14 protein-coding genes are annotated in these 17,238 nt (G+C 70.3%); 9 read left to right on the top strand and 5 right to left on the bottom strand.

What is annotated here, in order from left to right; translation table 11 throughout:
- Nucleotides 1–17 precede the first annotated feature (17 nt).
- Entirely contained in the window at nucleotides 18–539 is a 522-nt protein-coding gene (locus tag OG892_RS38575) for a GNAT family N-acetyltransferase (protein ID WP_371631511.1), read from the top strand.
- A gap of 17 nt (nucleotides 540–556) precedes the next feature.
- Here OG892_RS38575 and OG892_RS38570 read toward each other — a convergent pair whose 3' ends face one another.
- Together OG892_RS38570 and OG892_RS38565 are read right to left on the bottom strand one after the other, a co-directional pair.
- A complete protein-coding gene (locus OG892_RS38570) occupies nucleotides 557–1,651 on the bottom strand; it encodes a DUF5954 family protein (RefSeq protein ID WP_371631510.1) in 1,095 nt (364 codons plus the stop codon).
- Nucleotides 1,652–1,833: 182 nt separating this feature from the next.
- Nucleotides 1,834–2,643 (bottom strand): ribonuclease activity regulator RraA, encoded by an 810-nt coding sequence (locus tag OG892_RS38565; protein WP_328864210.1) that lies wholly within the window; start codon nucleotides 2,641–2,643, stop codon nucleotides 1,834–1,836.
- A 97-nt stretch (nucleotides 2,644–2,740) separates the two neighbouring features.
- On the opposite strand from OG892_RS38565, the gene OG892_RS38560 reads away from it, so the two are divergent.
- The 6 genes from OG892_RS38560 to OG892_RS38535 all read left to right on the top strand — a co-directional run bounded on the left by OG892_RS38560 (nucleotide 2,741) and on the right by OG892_RS38535 (nucleotide 11,440).
- Complete coding sequence (locus OG892_RS38560; protein ID WP_328864211.1) at nucleotides 2,741–4,015, top strand: alpha-L-fucosidase; 1,275 nt, start codon at nucleotides 2,741–2,743, stop codon at nucleotides 4,013–4,015.
- 4 nt (nucleotides 4,016–4,019) lie between these two features.
- A complete protein-coding gene (locus tag OG892_RS38555; protein WP_371631509.1) occupies nucleotides 4,020–5,957 on the top strand; it encodes a heparinase II/III family protein in 1,938 nt (645 codons plus the stop codon).
- 259 nt (nucleotides 5,958–6,216) lie between these two features.
- Entirely contained in the window at nucleotides 6,217–7,467 is a 1,251-nt protein-coding gene (locus OG892_RS38550) for an ABC transporter substrate-binding protein (RefSeq protein ID WP_079193258.1), read from the top strand.
- Nucleotides 7,446–8,411 (top strand): carbohydrate ABC transporter permease, encoded by a 966-nt coding sequence (locus OG892_RS38545; protein WP_371631508.1) that lies wholly within the window; start codon nucleotides 7,446–7,448, stop codon nucleotides 8,409–8,411. Before OG892_RS38550 ends, OG892_RS38545 begins: the two co-directional genes overlap by 22 nt.
- Before the next feature lie 18 nt (nucleotides 8,412–8,429).
- Entirely contained in the window at nucleotides 8,430–9,350 is a 921-nt protein-coding gene (locus tag OG892_RS38540; protein ID WP_328694683.1) for a carbohydrate ABC transporter permease, read from the top strand.
- Between the two features lie 167 nt (nucleotides 9,351–9,517).
- A complete protein-coding gene (locus OG892_RS38535) occupies nucleotides 9,518–11,440 on the top strand; it encodes a right-handed parallel beta-helix repeat-containing protein (protein WP_371631507.1) in 1,923 nt (640 codons plus the stop codon).
- Between the two features lie 61 nt (nucleotides 11,441–11,501).
- Here OG892_RS38535 and OG892_RS38530 read toward each other — a convergent pair whose 3' ends face one another.
- The 3 genes from OG892_RS38530 to OG892_RS38520 form a co-directional block, all read right to left on the bottom strand.
- Nucleotides 11,502–12,236: a GntR family transcriptional regulator gene (locus OG892_RS38530; protein ID WP_371631506.1), complete on the bottom strand. Its 735-nt coding sequence runs from the start codon at nucleotides 12,234–12,236 to the stop codon at nucleotides 11,502–11,504.
- Nucleotides 12,237–12,292: 56 nt separating this feature from the next.
- Nucleotides 12,293–13,291: an acetylxylan esterase gene (locus tag OG892_RS38525; protein WP_371631505.1), complete on the bottom strand. Its 999-nt coding sequence runs from the start codon at nucleotides 13,289–13,291 to the stop codon at nucleotides 12,293–12,295.
- Between the two features lie 100 nt (nucleotides 13,292–13,391).
- Nucleotides 13,392–14,216 (bottom strand): amidohydrolase, encoded by an 825-nt coding sequence (locus tag OG892_RS38520; RefSeq protein WP_371631504.1) that lies wholly within the window; start codon nucleotides 14,214–14,216, stop codon nucleotides 13,392–13,394.
- Nucleotides 14,217–14,352: 136 nt separating this feature from the next.
- Here OG892_RS38520 and OG892_RS38515 point away from each other — a divergent pair, with 136 nt between their 5' ends.
- Nucleotides 14,353–16,266, top strand: a complete 1,914-nt coding sequence (locus OG892_RS38515; protein ID WP_371631503.1) for a hypothetical protein — start codon at nucleotides 14,353–14,355, stop codon at nucleotides 16,264–16,266.
- Nucleotides 16,263–17,222, top strand: a complete 960-nt coding sequence (locus tag OG892_RS38510; RefSeq protein WP_371631502.1) for an aldo/keto reductase — start codon at nucleotides 16,263–16,265, stop codon at nucleotides 17,220–17,222. Before OG892_RS38515 ends, OG892_RS38510 begins: the two co-directional genes overlap by 4 nt.
- The last annotated feature ends 16 nt before the right edge of the window (nucleotides 17,223–17,238 follow it).

Genomic DNA, 17,238 nt, shown 5'->3' with positions numbered 1-17,238 from the left:
CGTGTGATGCTGGCGTCATGACTGATCACCGTGAGCTCTCCGTCGTCCGCTGGCCTGGCCCGACACCTCTGGCCGTGGACGGGGTGGCCGCGCTGCTGGCGGCCTACCATCTGCGGACGGAGGCCGAGAAGGGCCAGCCGGTCGCCGATGCGGCCGGGCTGCCGGATCGGTACCGGGCAGAGATCGCCGACCCCGGGACCGCGTTCGCCGACGATGTCGTGCTGGTGGCCCTCCTGGGGGACGCCGCTGTGGGCTGCGTGGTGGTGACCTCCCCCGCCCACGGGCAGGCGGAGATCAAGAGGCTCTGGACCGATCCCGAATTCCGCGGCCGGGGCATCGCGTCCGCCTTGCTCGACGCCTCGCTGGCCCATGCCGCGGAGATCGGCGTGGACACCGTCCGGCTCTCGGTATGGGAATGGCGGACCGGGGCCATCGCCCTGTACGAACGGCTCGGCTTCACCGTCACCCGGTCGTGGGACGAACGGGATCAGCTGGTCTGCATGCAGCGCGCTGCGGGTGGGGGCCCGGTTCGGCGCTGATCCGCTTCGTCACATGGTCACGAGGCTTCCTCCTGCGCGGACTCCTCGAAATGGACGACGCCGTCCTCGTCGAGGCGAGGGTGGATGACTTCGGGCTCCTGGGTGTTGGTGTCAGAAGGGCGTGGGCCTTCCGGCCCGTCGGGGCCCCAGCGCAGCAGGCGGCGGGTGCGGACGATCCGGAGCGCGGTGCCCGGGACTTCGACCTGGTTGAGCCGGCCCGCGCGGAGCCGGTCCGCGGCCTGGGCGAATGCCGCCAGCTCCGCCGCTGCGGCGGCGTCCTCGGTGGTGGCGGTGTGCGCGTCGACGTCTCGGGGGGCCTCGTGGGAGATCAGGCCCCGCAGGCGTGGTCTGAACCACATCAGGGAGAAGTACAGCGTGACGCGTGCGTCGTGGGCGCTGACGTGCAGGGCGCTGCCCGGCCTCCAGGACCTGGTGCCGGACCGCTCCACGACCTGGAAGGCCGCGGGCATGAGCAGGACATCGGGGTGGCTCTCCACAGCCCGCACCGAGTCGCCCAGCACGGAGTCGGGGAACCTGGTGCCGGTGTAGACGAGCGAGCGCAGGGACAGCCGCTCGGAGGCCTGGACGGGGGAAAGGGGTGCGTCCGGATCCAGCACCAGGTCCGCGTCGACCCTCGGACCGTGGGTGCCGGGGCCCCAGTCGGGGGTGAGGGGTTCGGGGTCGGTCGGCCGCGGCGTTTCGATGTCACCGTTCGCGTCCATGCCCGCGTACTCCTCGGCCCTCACCACGCGGTAGCGGGTGTCGAGCACGGTGAGCTCGTCGACGCGTTCGCTCTCCAGCCGGGCAACCGCCGCCAGTAGCGCCCGCCGCTCGGCCCTGTCCTCGGCTTCGTCCTTCGCCCGGAACCAGAGCAGGGAGTTCAGTGAATCCCGGGCCTGTTGCGGACAGCCGTGGGTGACCTCTACGGCCACCCGCCACCGCCGCCCGTCGCCCGTTCTCTGCGTGGCCACCCCGAACAGCGGCCCTCTGACGGCCAAGGTGCTGTGCAGCGCCGCGTCAAGAGCGTCGGCCTCCATCGCGGCTTCCACCGGCTCCACCGGAACCCTCACCACCACTGGCCAGTCGGCCGGCCCCGCACCCATTTCGTTCATGCCCCTCATCCTGACGGCAAGGGAGCGCCCGCGTCCTGGATTCACCAGCTCGGTCGAGGACGTGGATGCTTGTCGCATTTCCGGTCCACCGCCGACCGCGGGCCAGGGGCCGGAGCCTGGCCGGACCCGCGGTCGGCGGCGGACCGGCTCAGGTGGCGGACCGGCTCAGGTGGCGGGGTGGCTCAGGTGGCGGGGTGGGCGGCCAGGAACTCGGGCAACGTCTCAGCCGTGAGCGGGTAGTAGTCGGACAGCCGGGCGCCCTCGTCGAGGCGGCGGCGCGCGAACTCCTCCCGGTCCTGATGACGGATCGAGTCCTCGGCCAGCGGCACCGCGCTGTGCTGCGGGACCACGACGGCCCCGTCCTCGTCGGCCACGATAAGGTCGCCGGGGGCCACCAGGACGCCGCCGACCCCCACCGGGACGTTGAACGCGGACGGGAAGAGTTCGGTCTGCGAGGCGTAGTGCGGGGTGACGCCCGTGCACCAGATGGGGACGCCGAGCGCGCGCACCCGGGCCGCGTCCCGGATCCGCCCGTCAACGACAATCCCCGCACCGCCCTTCAACTTGAAGTAGCGCACCAGCATGTCGCCCAGGCAGCCGGTGTAGTGGCTGCCCTGGGCCGACACCACGAGCACGTCGCCGGGGCGGATGGATTCGAGCACCTTCCACAGCGCCGTCTCCCGTTCGGCGTCCTCCTGCTCGGCACCGTTGAAGACGTCCTCGCGCCTCGGCAGGAACTGGAGGGTGACGGCACCTCCGGTGATCTGCACGTCGGGCTCCCGGTGCAGCGGCACCGGGCCGTCGATGAACGTCCTTGTGATTCCCATCTGGTGGAGCTTCGCGCAGGCCGTGGCCGCGCTGACCTCGCCGAGGGCCTCCACCATGCGTGCGGTGGGCCGCACGTACTCCGAGGTGTGGATCGGTGCCCGCATCGACGCGTACGTCCGGATCTCCTCTGTCGACGGTGCTCCGTGATCCCGGGTCGGGTTCATGCTTTTGCCTCCGTACACAGCGCCAGTGACATCATCGCCTATCGATGGTAGATAACAGTTAATCGATTAGTACTGTCAATGTGTCAGGAGTTTTTTCGTGACCACCACGTCACCTGGCTGGTTCGAAGCCGAACGCTTCGGGCTCTTTGTCCACTTCGGCCTCTACAGTCTGGCGGCACGTCATGAGTGGGTGCGCAGCCGGGAGTTGATGGACCAGGAGAGTTACGACCGCTATCTGAGCCGTTTCGACCCGGACCTCTTCGACGCGCGGGCGCTGGCACGGGCCGCGAAGGAGGCGGGCATGCGGTACGCGGTGCTCACCGCCAAGCACCATGACGGATTCTGCCTGTTCGAGTCGGAGCTGACCGACTACAGCTCGGTCCGGGTGAACGGGCGTGACCTGGTCGGGGAGTTCGTGACGGCGATGCGGGAGGAGGGGCTCCGGGTGGGCCTGTACTACTCACTGCTCGACTGGCATCACCCCGGCTTCACGGTCGACGAGCACCATCCGCTGCGCTCCACCGAGGCCGCGGACGAGCCGCGTGACATGAACGCCTACCGCGACTACCTCCATGGGCAGGTGCGGGAGTTGCTGACCGGGTACGGGCAGATCGACCTCCTCTTCTTCGACTTCACCTATCCGTCGAAAACCTCCGCGGACTGGGGTGCGCAGGAGCTGATGTCCACGGTCCGCGCCCTGCAGCCGGGCATTCTGGTCAACGACCGGCTCGGGATACCCGGCGACTACGTGACCCCGGAGCAGTACCAGCCCGAGCGGCCGCTGGAGCGCAACGGTGTGCCGGTGCGGTGGGAGGCCTGCCACACGCTCAACGGTTCGTGGGGGTACGACCGCGACAACCACGACTACAAGGATCCCGCGCTGCTGGTGCGGATGCTGGTGCAGTCGGTGGCCTGCGGCGGGAACCTCCTGCTGAACGTCGGGCCGACCGGGCGGGGCGCCCTTGACCCGCGGGCGCGGGAGACCCTGGCGGCGATCGGTTCCTGGACGGTGCCGCACTCGCGCTCCGTGCACGGGGCGGGGCCGAGCGGACTGACCCCGCCGGCGAACGCCCTGTACACGCGGCGCGGCCGTCATCTGTACCTTCATCTGCTCGCCTGGCCGCTCAAGCACGTACACCTTCCGGGACTGGCGGGGCGGGTCAGGTACGCGCAGTTCCTGCACGACGGCTCGGAGATCGGCTTCCACGAAGTGGACGGCGCCGGACACGAGCACACCAACATGACGCCCCCGGGCGAACCGGCGGGGACGCTGACCCTGACCCTGCCGACGGCCCGGCCCGATGTCCTGCTGCCGGTGATCGAACTGGAACTGGACGAGGACCCCGGCGCCGCTGAGAACGGGGAGGTCTAGGCGGATGACGACGGGGATTCTGGGGGCGTCGTTCCGGTCGGCGCTCGGCCCTGAGCTGGCAGGACTGCTGGGCGATCCGGCGGGCCGGGTCGGAGTACCGGACGTGACGTGCCGGGAGGTCTGGGACAGGGTGCCGCACCCCGTGCGCGAGCGGGTGATCGCCGGTGCGCGGGCCGAACTGGAGCGCCCCGAGCCGCGGCTGACCGCGGGGGCCTGGGCCCGCGCGGCGCGCGACGGGGACCGGGGGGCGTATGAGGACCGGGCCTGGGAGTTGCAGGAGCGGGTCTCCCGGCTGGTCCTCGCGGCGGTGCTGACCGGCGAGGTGGCCGATGCGACCGACGCCGGCGAGGTGTGCCCGTATCTGGACGCCGCGGTGGACGGTCTCGTGCGGTTCGCGGAGGCGAGTACCTGGTGCTGGGCCTCGCACGACCGGTTCACGGCGGCGCGCGGCGAGGTGCTGCCCGATGCGGACGAGCCGTATCTGGATCTGGGGGCGGCCGAGGTGGCGGCGCTGTTCGCGTGGGCGGACCACGTGCTGGGGCCTCATCTGGAGCGGCGGGCCCCCGGGCTCCGTCGGCGGCTGCGGCGGGAGGTGGATCTGCGGGTCCTGGACCCGTTCGAGCGGGTGCGGGACTGGCGGTGGATCGGCGCCGACGGCAACGCCAACAACTGGAATCCGTGGATCCACAGTGCGGTACTGGCGTGCGCGCTGCTGCTGTGCGAGGACGAGGCGCGGCGGGCCGGCCTGGTGCGGCTCGTGGTGGAGGGGCTCGACCATTACGTCGCGGTCCTCCCGGACGACGGGGGCGTGGACGAGGGGATCGCGTACTGGTGGGCGGGGGCGTGCCGGGTCCTGGAGGTACTCGATCTGCTCGCCGGAGTGGGCGGCCCCGCACTCGACGCACGGGAACTCCCCCTGCTGGCGGAGTTGTTGCGGTACCCGCAGCGGATGCATCTGGGCGGGAGCTGGTACGTGAACGTGGGCGATGCCCCGCCGCGGCTGTCCGGTGACCGGCCCTGGCACGTGCCGTACCGGTGGGGTGTGCGCCTGGGCCGGCCCGAGACGTCGGCGCACGCGGTGGCGGGCGCCCGGCAGGAGGGCGACCCCGCGCCGCCCCGGGCGGGCCTCGGCCGGGCGCTGGCGGCGCTCGCCGATCCGCGGTGGTGCGGGGCGGTCGCCGCGCAGTCCGCTCCGGACGAGGGCTCCCCGTGGCTGGCCGCCGAGGTGTGGCTGCCTCGTCTTGAGGTCCTGGTGGCGCGTCAGGAGGCGGCGTCCACCCGGGGGCTGACGGTCGCGGTGAAGGCGGGCCACAACGGCGAGCACCACAACCACCTCGACGTCGGTTCGTACTGGGTGGCGGTGGACGGCCGGCCGCTGGTCGTCGACGCGGGCCGGCCTCGGTACACCACGCAGACGTTCGGGCCCGACCGGTATACGGCGTGGCCCTTCCGGAGCGCGTGGCACAACGTTCCCGAGCCGGGACACCCGCAGTCCCCCGGGCGGGAGTTCACCGCCCGCGAGGTGGCCGTGCGCCGCGAGGGCGAGCGGAGCATCCTGAGCGCGGAATTGAGCGGCGCCTATCCGGCCGGTCCGCTGACCAGCTGGAACAGGACGGTGCGGTTGGAGCGTTCGACCGGGGCGGCCGCCGCGTACGTGGCCGTCGAGGACACCTGGCGGGGGCGGCTCCCGTATGTACGGCTCCGGCACCTGCTGTCCGGTCACGTCGAGCTGGGGGACGGCTGGGCGCGGGTGACAGCGGAGGGTTCTGGAGTCGTCATGCACTGGGACGCGGCCTTCGCCGCCGCCTCGACCGAGCATGTGGAACTCGACGATCCCCTGCTCAGGGCGAGTTGGGGTGCGTTCCTGACGCGTCTCACGCTGACCGTGCGGGCTCCGGGCAACGCCGGGAGGGCCGTGGTGCGGTGGGAGCCGGCCGGTTGAACAACAGGTTACGGCAGCACTCTTGAACATTGTGGGATGCCCGCCATAGCATCAGCAATCGATAGACGATTAGCGAAGAGCGAAGGCGTCCGGACCCCGTATCTCCAGGGTCCGTGGCCGCCGACCGCCCGCCGACGCCCGCCGGCCTCCCCGCCCGGCGCGACGCGGCACCCCACTCCACCACGCAGCATTTCCGAACCGCACTTCCCGACCGACAGTAGCTATCGATTATTCACGACTACGCAACGGAGCGTGTCCGATGAAAGCAGTCTGGCGCCGTGTTTGCGCCTTCGCCGCCGCTCCTCTGGTGATGGCCTCGGCCGTCGCCTGCGGCGGCGGTACGTCCGACGAGGGCGCGGGGGGCACCACCACCCTCCGCGTCATCGTGAACATCACGCCGAACCTGACGGAGAAGTACTGGAACGACCTCTTCGCCCGGTACGAGCGCACCCATCCCAAGGTGAAGGTCGATCTGGAACTGACCGGCACGATCTCGGCGAACGCGAAGCTGACCCAGGACCTGGCGGCCGGCGACCCGCCGGACGTCGCCCAGCAGATCACCCCCACCACCGAGACCGAGTCCCTCTTCGCCGACCTCTCGGACCAGCCGTGGACGGCCAAGACGCCGCTGGCCGACGAGTACGCCCTTGGTGGCAAGCGGTATGTGGTGGGTGTCGGTGAGCAGATCCAGTCGCTGGTCTTCTACAACAAGCAGGCCTTCACCAAGGCCGGGGTCGACGCGGGCTCGATCCGCACCCTGGACCAGTTCACCGCCGCGATGGGGAAGTTGAAGAAGGCCGGATACGAACCGCTGCAGACGGCCGGGCAGTGGGTGACCGGCAGCCAGTTCTCCATGATGGCCGACGCGGGCGTGCTCACGGCAGAGCCGAAGTGGACGGCCCAGCGCATCGCCGGCAAGGCCTCCTTCGCGGACAGCGGCTACGTCGACTACTTCGGGCAGTACAAGAAGTGGATCGACGCCGGTTACCTGAAGAAGAGCGCGCTCGGTCTCACGTACGCCGACGGGCAGACGGCCTTCCTCAAGGGGAAGTCCGCCATGTACATCATGGGGTCGTACTTCGTACCCGCCGCGGACGAAGCCAAGAAGAGCGACGAGATCGGCGTCTTCAGCATGCCGACCGACGGCGCCTACCCGTCAGGCCAATTCGGCAACATCTCCAACCCGTACGTCGTGATCGACAAGTCCCGGCACAAGGCCGAGGCGACGGACCTGGTCAAGTGGGCCGTCACCGACCCGGCAGCGATCAAGAGCCAGCTCGCCGCCGACGGCAACCTGCGTGCCGGGTTCAGCTACAAGATGTCGAGCCTCGGCACCTCCGTGCAGAAGGTCCTGGACAAGACCCCCTCGGTGATCGTGAAGTCCGGTGCGAACCAGCCCATCGCCGGGTTCAGTGACGAACTGAACAAGCAGGTCCAGTCCCTGTACACGGGCACCTCTCCCGAGGACGCCGCCGGCGGATTGGACAAGTGGTGGAACTCGCAGCGCTGAAGCGGCCGGGGCCGCTCAACGACACCGCCCCGGTGACCCCCGCTCCCCCCTCGCAGGCCGGCCGGCGCAGCGCCCAGGTGCGCGCCGCGGCGGTCTCCCTCGGCCTGATGGGGCCGGCCGTCCTGCTGTACACCGTGCTGACGGTTGTCCCGGTCGGTGTGGCGATCTATCTCAGCCTCACCGACTGGGACGGCTTCTCTTCGGTCTCGTTCATCGGGCTGGACAACTACCGGCACCTGTTCGACGACCCCAGCTCCTCGCAGGCCTGGTACGTGACCGCGGTCATCGCCGTGTCCGGCACCGTGTTCATGGTCGGTCTCGGTCTCATCTACGCCCTGATCCTCAAGGGCCGTTCGCGTGCCAACTCCTTCTTCCGGGCCGTGGGTTACTTCCCGCATGTGATCAGCGCCCTGGTCCTCGGCTATCTGTGGGCGGCCATCCTCGGCACCAACGGGGCCATCAACAACACGCTCGCCAAGTTCGACATCGAGCCGATCGGCTTCCTGTTCGACGAGAAGATGGCGCTGATCTCCCTGATCGCCGTCATCGTGTGGGCCGGGTTCGGGTTCAACGTGGTGCTGTTCGTCGCGGCGTTGCAGACGGTGCCCGCCGAGCTCCTCGAGGCCGCGGCGATCGACGGGGCGACGAAGCGGCAGACGAACCTGCGGATCGTCGTCCCGATGATCGCTCCGGTGGTGACCGTGGCGACGATCCTCAACCTGGTGGGCCTCATCCGCGCCTACGACATCATCGTCAGCCTCACCGGCGGCGGCCCGGCCGGATCCACGCAGACGTTCACCTACCTCATTCTGGCCCGCTCCTTCGAGGGCACGAAGGTCGGTTACGCGACGTCCCAGGCGGTCTTCCTCATGATCGTGTCCGCCGTGCTCGCCCTCGTCGTGACGGCGCTGCGCAACCGCCAAGATCAAGCTGCGACAGGTTAGGAGCCAGTGGTGGTCGTAATGGAGGCAAAGGCCCGAGAGGCGAAAGCCCACAAGGCCAAGGCGAGGCCGCCGTCGGCTCCCGACGGGCTGCCGGGCCGCACCGATCAGGGTGAAAGCCGCTCACCGCTGCGCTGGATCATGCTCGGCGGGCTGCTCGTCGTCATGATGGTGCCGGTGTACCTGCTCCTCGTGAACGCGTTCAAGTCGCAGCAGGACATCCTGGACAACCCGTTCGGCATCCCGCTGAGCGGGCTGACGCTCAAGCACCTGTCGGCCGCGGTGACCAGTCCGCAGTTCAACGTCATTGGGGGCTACGGCTTCACGCTCTTCCTCGTCGTGATGGTGGACGTGCTGTGCATCCTGCTGGCGGGCCCGGCGGCGTACGCCATCGCCCGCAGTCTGAAGAAGCGCACACAGCTGGTGATGCTGTACTTCCTGGCAGGGACGTTCATCCCGGGCGCCGCCGTGATCATTCCCGTGATCTACGTGCTCCGGGAGATCGGCCTGGCGAACTCGGTGACCGGTCTGGTGGCACACGACGTCGCCTCGACGCTGCCCGTGAGCATCTTCCTGTTCGTCGGATTCATCCGCACCATCCCGGTGGACATCGACCACGCGGCGACGATCGACGGAGCGGGCCGGTACCGGACGTTCTGGACCATCATCTTCCCGCTCATGCGGCCGGCGGTCGTCACCGTACTGATCCTGAACTCCATCGGGATCTGGAACGACTTCGTGAGCCCGCAGATCCTGCTGAGCCCGTCGTCCGGGCACTACACGGTGACCACGGCGATCTACGCGGGCATCAGCCAGTACTCGACGGACCTCACGAAGGTCTTCCCGAACCTGCTGCTCGCCATCGCCCCGGTGGTCATCTTCTTCATCTACATGCAGCGCCACATCATCAGCGGCCTCACCGTGGGCGCCGTGAAGGGCTGACCCGGCCCGGCGCATCCCCCCGAAGGACAGCTGAAGGACCCCAGAAGGACCGAGAAGAGGACCCTGGAATGCCGATCCCCCCAACAACTCCGGTACCACCGCTCCCACCGACGCCGTGGAGGGCACGCGCCCCGCATCCGCGTACCCGGCCGTGGCAGGCCGCCACCATGTTCGCGGCCCTGTGCATGGTCATGGCCGGCGCCCACCCGGCCGCGGCCCAGGACGGGCAGACGTACTACGTGGCGACGAACGGCCAGGACACGGCGGCCGGCACCTCGGCCGCACCGTTCCGCCACATCCAGCGCTGCGCCGATCTCATGCAGCCGGGCGACACGTGCCTGATCAACTCGGGGACGTACGAGGAGACGGTCGTGCCCGCCCGCTCCGGCACGGCGCAGGCGCCGATCACCTACCGGGCCGCACCCGGCGCGCAGGTGACGGTGAGCGGCGCCTCTCGGGTGACCGGCTGGCAGCCCGTCACCGCCGCGGACGTGACCGCGATCGGCCAGAGCGATCCGTACGCGCCGGGCTCGGACTTCGCCGACGCCGTCGCGGCCGGACACGTCTACTCCACGGATGTGGACCTGGGCAGCGACGTCAGCACCGTGCAGGTGTTCACCGACAGGGCGATGGACGTCGAGGCCCAGTGGCCGTACCCGGGCCTCGACCCGCTGGACCCCGTACTCCAGTACGCGGGTGCCGGAAGCGCCGACGCCACGATCGCGGACCCGGCCCAGACCCGCCCGGCGGGCTACTGGGACGGTGCGCGGGCCCTCACCGGCTACTGGTACGTCTCCGCCACCGCCAAGGTGACCGGCTCGACGGCCGGCTCGGTGACCCTCGACGCGGCGCCGCCGTGCGTGCACAAGGTGGTCCCGCAGGAGACCCGGTACGCGCTCGCCGGGAAGATCGGCGAACTGGCCCACCCCGGCACCTGGTTCTACGACCCCGCCGCCCATCGCCTGTACGTGTACAGCACCGACGACCCCGCCACCCACACCGTCGAGGCCAAGCGCCGCACCCTGGGCTTCGATCTGACGAACACCAGCCACACCACGGTCGCCGGCGTCGGCCTGTTCGCCTCGACGGTCAAGACGGGCGCCACCACCACCGGCGTCACGCTCGACGGCATCAAGGGCACGTACCTGTCGCACTACACGGACATCACCAAGGGCGCGACGGACTGCGGCAGTACGGTCACGCGCGGCGTCGGTGACAGCGGCATCATCGTGGACGGCACCGGCAACAAGGTCGTGAACAGTGATCTGTCGCTGAGCGCGGGCAACGGCATCGCGCTGCGCGGACAGAACAACACGGCGAGCGACAACGTCATCCACGACGTCGACTACATGGGCACCTACGCGGCCGGTATCGCCGTGCAGGGCAACAGCCAGACGGTGACCCACAACACCATCTCCCGGGTCGGACGCAGCGGGATCAACCTCCAGTGGAACAGCGTGGCGGGTCTCGACCCGGGCAAGGACGTCATCGCGTACAACGACATCTCGGCCTACGCCCGGCTGAGCCTGGACGTCGCCGCGGTCTACACCTGTTGCAGCGCGGACATGATGGGCACCTCCATCGACCACAACGTGCTGCACGACCCGGCGCCGAAGACGACCTCCTCCACGTTCGGCATCTCCGGTGTCTACGCGGACAACGGCCAGAGCGACCTGGTGATCGCGAACAACGTGGGCTGGGGCAACCGCGAGGGCACGGTGATGCTCAACGGTCTGGGGACGGGCTCGCACGACAACGGCGTCTACAACAATACGGGCGGCATGACGCTGTTCTACGTGAAGGGACCCGACCAGTCGACGGGCACGAAGATCTACAACAACATCGGGAAGATCGCCGGTATGGACGGCGCCACCGACGGCGGTCTCGTCATGTCGAACAACCTCCCCGCGGAGACCGACCCGCTCTTCGTCGACGCGACCGCCCACGACTACCGGCCGGCTGCGGGCTCTCCGGCCAGGAACGCGGCGATCGCGCTGCCGGGCGTCAATGACGGCTCCACGGACCCGGCGCCCAGCCTGGGGGCCTACCAGTACGGCGCCCCGAAGTGGACGGCGGGCGCGCGGCGCTGACGTTCCCGCGCATGGGGAAGGCCCGGACCTTTCGGTCCGGGCCTTCCCCATGCCGGGTACATCAGTCGCGGGCTGCGGCGGCCTTCGCGCGCGTCTTCTTCGCGGCGCGGGCGTCCGGAACAGGACCCCGGCCCGCCGCGTGGTCGGCGAACGCGACGGCCGCCCCCTCGCCGTCCCCGTCGCGCAGCAGTCTGACCAGGCGGCCGTGCTCGTCGGCCATCGCGGACCAGTCGCCGGCGAACAGCGGATCGGAAATGGCCCGCAGGGTGCGCAAGCTGGGCTCGATGACCTCCCACATCCGCTCCAGGAACGGATTTCCGGCGGCCTGGCTGACCAGTGTGTGGAACTCGATGTCGGCGTCCCTGAAGACACCCACGTCTTTGACCGTCACGGCTTTGCGCATCCGCTCGACGAGCGCGTCGAGTTCGGACAGCTGATCCTTCGTGATGTGCTGCGCGGCGAGCTGAGCCGCGAGCCGTTCGAGCGGCTCGCGCACCTGGCGCGCGTATTCCGCGTCCTGTTCCGAGATCTCGACGACGAAATGCCCGCGACGCGGCACATGCATCAGCAGGCCCTCCCGGGCCAGCTGTTTCACCGCCTCCCGGACGGGCGCCTGACTGACCCCGAGCCGTCGCGCGATCTCGGACTCGACCACGCGGTCGCCCGGGGCGAGGTCACCGTCGACGACGGCCTGCCGCAGCAGCTCGTACACCTGGTCGGAGATCAGGGCCTTTCGGAACCGGTCCTTGTTGGTGGCCAGTGTGGAGTCGAATCCCGCCGACGCGTTCGATGCCATGAATTCCCATTCCTGCGTTGGGGGAGGCCAGTTGGGACACTATACGCGCTCATCGCCTATCGATGGAATGCGCGTGCTTTTCCCCACTGCTTCCCCAGCCATTCCAGTTTGACGACTTCGTGGGCGGGGCCGCCGCCCTCATGATCATTGAACGGGTACGCCCGTATCTCCTTGTCGGCCTGATCCACATTCCGCAGCGCGCCGTAATGGTTGAACGCGGCGTACACGGTGGAGGGGGGACAGATGTGGTCCATGAGCCCCACCGAGAACAGCGTAGGGGCGTTCGCCCGGCGCGCGAGACTCACCGCATCGAAATAGGCCAGGGTGCGGCTGACGGTCGCCGCGTGCTCCCGGTGCGACTTCACGAACTGGGCGACCTCCGCGTACGGCGGCTTGTCGGTGAGCGTCGTGGCGCGCGGGAAGTGACACAGGAACGGCACGTCGGGCATGACGGCGACCAGGTCGGGGACGAGTCCCCCGGCGGCAAGCGCGATGCCGCCGCCCTGGCTGGTGCCGGTGACCACGACGCGGGCGGGGTCGACCTCCGGGTGACTGCGGACGGCCGCCACCGCGCGTACGGCGTCGGTGTACAGGCGCCGGTAGAAGTAGCGGCGCGGGTCGAGCACGCCGCGGGTGAGGAAGCCGGGTGCGGCGATGTCGCCGGACGCGGGGTCCGCGTCGGGGGTCTCGGCGCCCTGGCCCCGGGTGTCCATGACGAAGTGCGCGTATCCGGCGTCCGCCCACAGCCGCTTCTCGTGCGGGGCCCCGCGACCGCTGTTGTAGCCGAGGTACTCGACGACGGCGGGCAGCGGTCCGGTACGGGTCACCGGCAGGTGCAGCCAGCCGCGTACGGGACTGCCGCCGTATCCGGCGAAGGTCGCGTCGAACGTGTCGATGGTGGCCAGGCCGTTGTGCGCGGGGGTCCAGGTGACGGCCGGGCCGTTCGGGTCCTGCTGGGCGAGTGTCTCCTGCCAGAACGCGTCGAAGTCCGCGGGTTCGGGCAGCTCGGGACGGTATTTCTCCAGCTCGTCGAGGGGCAGGTCGAAGAGAGCCATGTCGAATCTCCGCGTCGGTCGGGCCGGCGGGGCCGGCTGCGGGCCACTGTCATCGCCTATCGATCATCGAGAGAATCGAATCAGGGTGCCGCGAAGGCTGTCAACCGCGCAGCCGGTACACCCGCTCCGCGGTGGTCCGCGAGAGGTGCCGGTTCTGCGCGGGGGTGAGGTGTGCGAGTCCGGTGCGCGAGGCGGCGAGCGAGTCGGCGCGGGTGCCGCGCGTCAGGCAGATGGGCCAGTCCGAACCCAGCAGGCAGCGTTCCGGACCGAGCGCATCCACCACATGCCTTACCAGGTCCGCGAGTTGAATGTCGGGCACGCCGTGCTGCTGGGTGAGCAGGCCGGAGATCTTCACGTGGACGTTACGCACCCGGGCGGCGCGTTCGAGGTCCGCGTACCACTCCCCCGGATCACCGGTGGCCAGGTGCGGCGGGTTGCCCAAGTGGTCCACGACCAGCGCGAGTTCGGGGTGTCGTTCGCCCACCTCAGCGGCGGTTCTCAACGCACCGCGGTACAGGTTGAGTTCGAGGGCAAGGCCGGTCTCGGCCAGCACCGGGACCAGGGCGCGGGCCGGCTCGGGGGTGCTCGCCCAGTCCGGTCCGCCGAGGCGCATTCCATTGGGGCGGGTGTCGCCGGACTCGTCCAGGAGCGCACGGAACGCGCCGGGTCCGGCGTCGCCGTGGACGTGGAGGTTGCCCACGTAGCCGGCGATCAGGTCCGGTCGCCTCCGGCGCAGTTCCCGCAGTGCGTACGTCTCTCCGGCGTCACCGCGGGAGGCCTCCACGAGGATCGCGCCGGTCAGATCGAGCTCCGCCCCTGACGCGTCCAACTCGGCTTCCGCGTAGGGCCGGTGCAGTGGTGTTCCGGGGCGGATCCACGGGAACCCGTCGGCCGGGTCCCACACATGGACATGGCAGTCGATCACGGTCGTCCTCCTCACATCGGCCGGGTCCGGTGTATTGACACCTCGGCCGTATGCCGGTGAGTCTAGCCATCGGCTATCGATGGGCGATTATCTGAGCCCGATGGTCCTGATGTCGGTTCGAGGGCGGGAGTCGTGGATGCGCGGGGTCGACAGGTCGAACGGGGCGCCGCCGGCGCACGGGCCGGTGCTGTACGCGGTCCGGCCGGTGACCGAGATGCCTCGGTGGGCGCTGCTCGAAAGGGAGTTGTTCGCCGCGCTGGACAAGGCGTGGCGGCTGTTCTCCGACCGCTACACCGAGGGCGACGGGCGGCTGATCTTCCGTGACCGGCTCGGGGTCGGGCTGGACGGCCGGGACGGTGTGGACGACTTCTACGAGCCGTTCTTCAACTGGCCGACGCTGTACCTCCTCGGCGGCAGCGCAGACCTGCTGCCCGCGGCACGCCGGCACTGGCGCGGGGTGACCGCGCAGCTCACCGAGATGAACATGCTGGCCGACGGGTACGAGCGCGGCTACGACTGGTTCCACCAGGGCGAGGGCCTGCTGCTCTTCTACGGCCTGTGCCTGGCCGACCCGGCCGACCCCGAGCTGCGCCGGCTGGCCGCGCGGTTCGCGGACCTCTACCTGCCGGACGGCCCGAACTACGACCCCGTCCACCGCATCGTGCGCGCCCCGCACAACGGTGCCGAGGGGCCGCGCTGGGGGTTCGCGGACGAGGACGCCTTCTTCCCGTGGAGCCTGGCGCTGCGCCCGTACGGTCTGCCGCTGGACGGCATCGACGGCGTCACGCACTTCGACGAGCTGGCCGCCGACCCGGAGCGGGCGCGTGCCTACGGCCGGGCGATGTGGGACCGGATGGGGCGCGGCGACACCCTGGTGAACCTGGCGGCCACCGGGCTGGCGGCCAACGCCTGCCTGCTGACCGGGGAGGACCGGTACGCCGACTGGGTCGCCGCGTACACCGGCGCCTGGCAGGAGCGGCTCGCCGGGCGTGACGTGCTGCCCGACAACGTGGGGCTCGACGGAACCGTCGGCGGGCACCTGGACGGCCGCTGGTACGGCGGCCACTACGGCTGGTCCTGGCCGCACGGCCTGTCCTCGGTGGCCTCCGGCGCTCTCGTGGGCGCCACCAACGCGGCGTTCCTGACCGGCGAGCCCGGCTATCTGGACCTGGCCCGCAACCCGCTGGACGCGGTGCTGCGCCAGTCCGAGCAGCGCCGCCCTGACGAACGGGGAACGCTGGGCGAGCGCTGGGACCCGCACCTGCGGTCCATGACCGCGGAGCGGACCCTGATGGTGCCGCAGCGGCACAACGACTCCGGCTGGTTCGACCACACCGTGATGCCCACCCAGCTCCCCATGGCCCTGTGGCACTTCAGCCGCGAGGAGTCCGACCGGGAACGTCTGGAACTGCTCCGGGCCGGTTCCGGCTGGGACTGGTCGGCCGTGCACACGCAGCGCATCAAGGACGAGGCGGGACACGAGGAGCCCTGGTACGAGTTCCTGCACGGGCGCAATCCGGACTTCCCCGAGCGGATGCTGAGCTCCGCCCTGGACTCCAGCGCGGAGCGGGTGGCGGCGATCGAGAGCGATCCGCTGGACCCGGCGACCGGCCCGGACGCGCTGGGCATCCACCACTGGCAGCATCTCAACCCGGTGGTCACGGAGGCGCTGCTCCAGCTGACGACCGGTTCGCCGCAGATCCTCTACAACGGCGGCCTCACCCATCTGCACCTGCGCTACCACGACGCCACCGAGCGCCGCCCCGGGCTGCCGTCCGACACGGCGGCGCTGGTGACGGACATCCGGCCCGGCAACACCGTGGTGGAGCTGGTGAACACGGGACCGTCGGCGCGGTCGGTGCTCGTACAGGCGGGCGCCTTCGCCGAGCACCTGATCCGAACGGCGCGCGTGGACGAGGGGCCCCCGGTGCCGGTCGACGGACCGTACTGCCGCGTCGAACTGCCGGCCGCGACCCGCGTGCGGCTGACCCTGACGATGTCCGTGCGCGGCGCCCGTGCGGCCTGCGCGTCACCTTGGGAGACAGCGTGAGCGACGCGTTCTTCACCGGAGACCGGGCCGCGACCCGGCTGCCCTTCGACCTGCCCCGCCTCGGCATCGGCACCGCACCGCTCGGCGGCCTGTTCACGGAGGTGACCGAGGAAGAGGCCGCGGGGACGCTGCGTGCGGCGGGCGACGCCGGGATCACCTACTTCGATACCGCGCCCCGCTACGGCCACGGCCTCGCGGAGGCACGGCTCGGCCGGCTCCTGGGGCCCGCCGGGGTGGGCGAGCCGGTGATCTCGACGAAGACCGGATGGCTGCTGCGGCCCCGGCCCGACGGCTCCCCGGGCGAGGTCGTCCCCGACTGGTCGGAGCGCGGCATCCGCGCCTCCCTGGAGTCGAGCCTGACCCGCCTCGGCCGCTCCCACATCGACATCCTCTATCTGCACGACCCGGACGACTTCCCCGACGAGGTGCGCCGCACCGCGTATCCCGCCGTACGGCGGCTGCGCGAGGAGGGACTGGTGCGGGCCATCGGCTTCGGCATGAACCACAGCGCACCGATGGCCGCCCACGTCGCGGAGTTCGACGTCGACGTCGTGCTGATCGCGGGCCGGTTCACCCTCCTGGACCACGAGGCGCTGGGTACCCTGCTGCCGCTGTGCGCCAAGACCGGCACCGCGGTGGTCGTGGGGGGCGTGTTCAACACGGGGCTGCTCGCAGACCCCTCCCCCGGCGCCATGTTCAACTACCGTCCGGTTCCGGCGGAGACCCTCGCCAGAGCCCGGCGCTGCCACGAACTGTGCGCCGCCCACGACGTGCCGCTGACGGCGGCCGCCGTGCAGTTCCCCGCCCTCCACCCGGCCGTCACCTCCGTCGTCCTCGGCTGCCGGTCCGCCGAAGAGGTCACCGCGAACGTGGCCGCCGCGCGCTTCCCCGTACCCGCTGAGCTGTGGCAGTGCCTGGCCGACGAGGGTTTCGTACCGCGGGAGCTCGTCCCGTAGCCGGCCGGCGGCGGAA

It is taken from the genome of Streptomyces sp. NBC_00341 (assembly GCF_041435055.1).
Classification (GTDB): Bacteria; Actinomycetota; Actinomycetes; order Streptomycetales; family Streptomycetaceae; genus Streptomyces.
The sequence above is the reverse complement of the archived record's forward strand: the minus strand, read 5'-3'. Positions and strand labels throughout refer to the sequence as shown.

Bases quoted from the DNA above. Each gene is read 5' to 3' on its own strand.
- OG892_RS38575 (WP_371631511.1), top strand. From the start codon at position 18: ATGACTGATCACCGTGAGCTCTCCGTCGTCCGCTGGCCTGGCCCGACA.
- OG892_RS38570 (WP_371631510.1), bottom strand. From the start codon at position 1,651: ATGAACGAAATGGGTGCGGGGCCGGCCGACTGGCCAGTGGTGGTGAGG.
- OG892_RS38565 (WP_328864210.1), bottom strand. From the start codon at position 2,643: ATGAACCCGACCCGGGATCACGGAGCACCGTCGACAGAGGAGATCCGG.
- OG892_RS38555 (WP_371631509.1), top strand. From the start codon at position 4,020: ATGACGACGGGGATTCTGGGGGCGTCGTTCCGGTCGGCGCTCGGCCCT.
- OG892_RS38550 (WP_079193258.1), top strand. From the start codon at position 6,217: ATGAAAGCAGTCTGGCGCCGTGTTTGCGCCTTCGCCGCCGCTCCTCTG.
- OG892_RS38540 (WP_328694683.1), top strand. From the start codon at position 8,430: ATGGAGGCAAAGGCCCGAGAGGCGAAAGCCCACAAGGCCAAGGCGAGG.
- OG892_RS38535 (WP_371631507.1), top strand. From the start codon at position 9,518: ATGTTCGCGGCCCTGTGCATGGTCATGGCCGGCGCCCACCCGGCCGCG.
- OG892_RS38530 (WP_371631506.1), bottom strand. From the start codon at position 12,236: ATGGCATCGAACGCGTCGGCGGGATTCGACTCCACACTGGCCACCAAC.
- OG892_RS38525 (WP_371631505.1), bottom strand. From the start codon at position 13,291: ATGGCTCTCTTCGACCTGCCCCTCGACGAGCTGGAGAAATACCGTCCC.
- OG892_RS38515 (WP_371631503.1), top strand. From the start codon at position 14,353: ATGCGCGGGGTCGACAGGTCGAACGGGGCGCCGCCGGCGCACGGGCCG.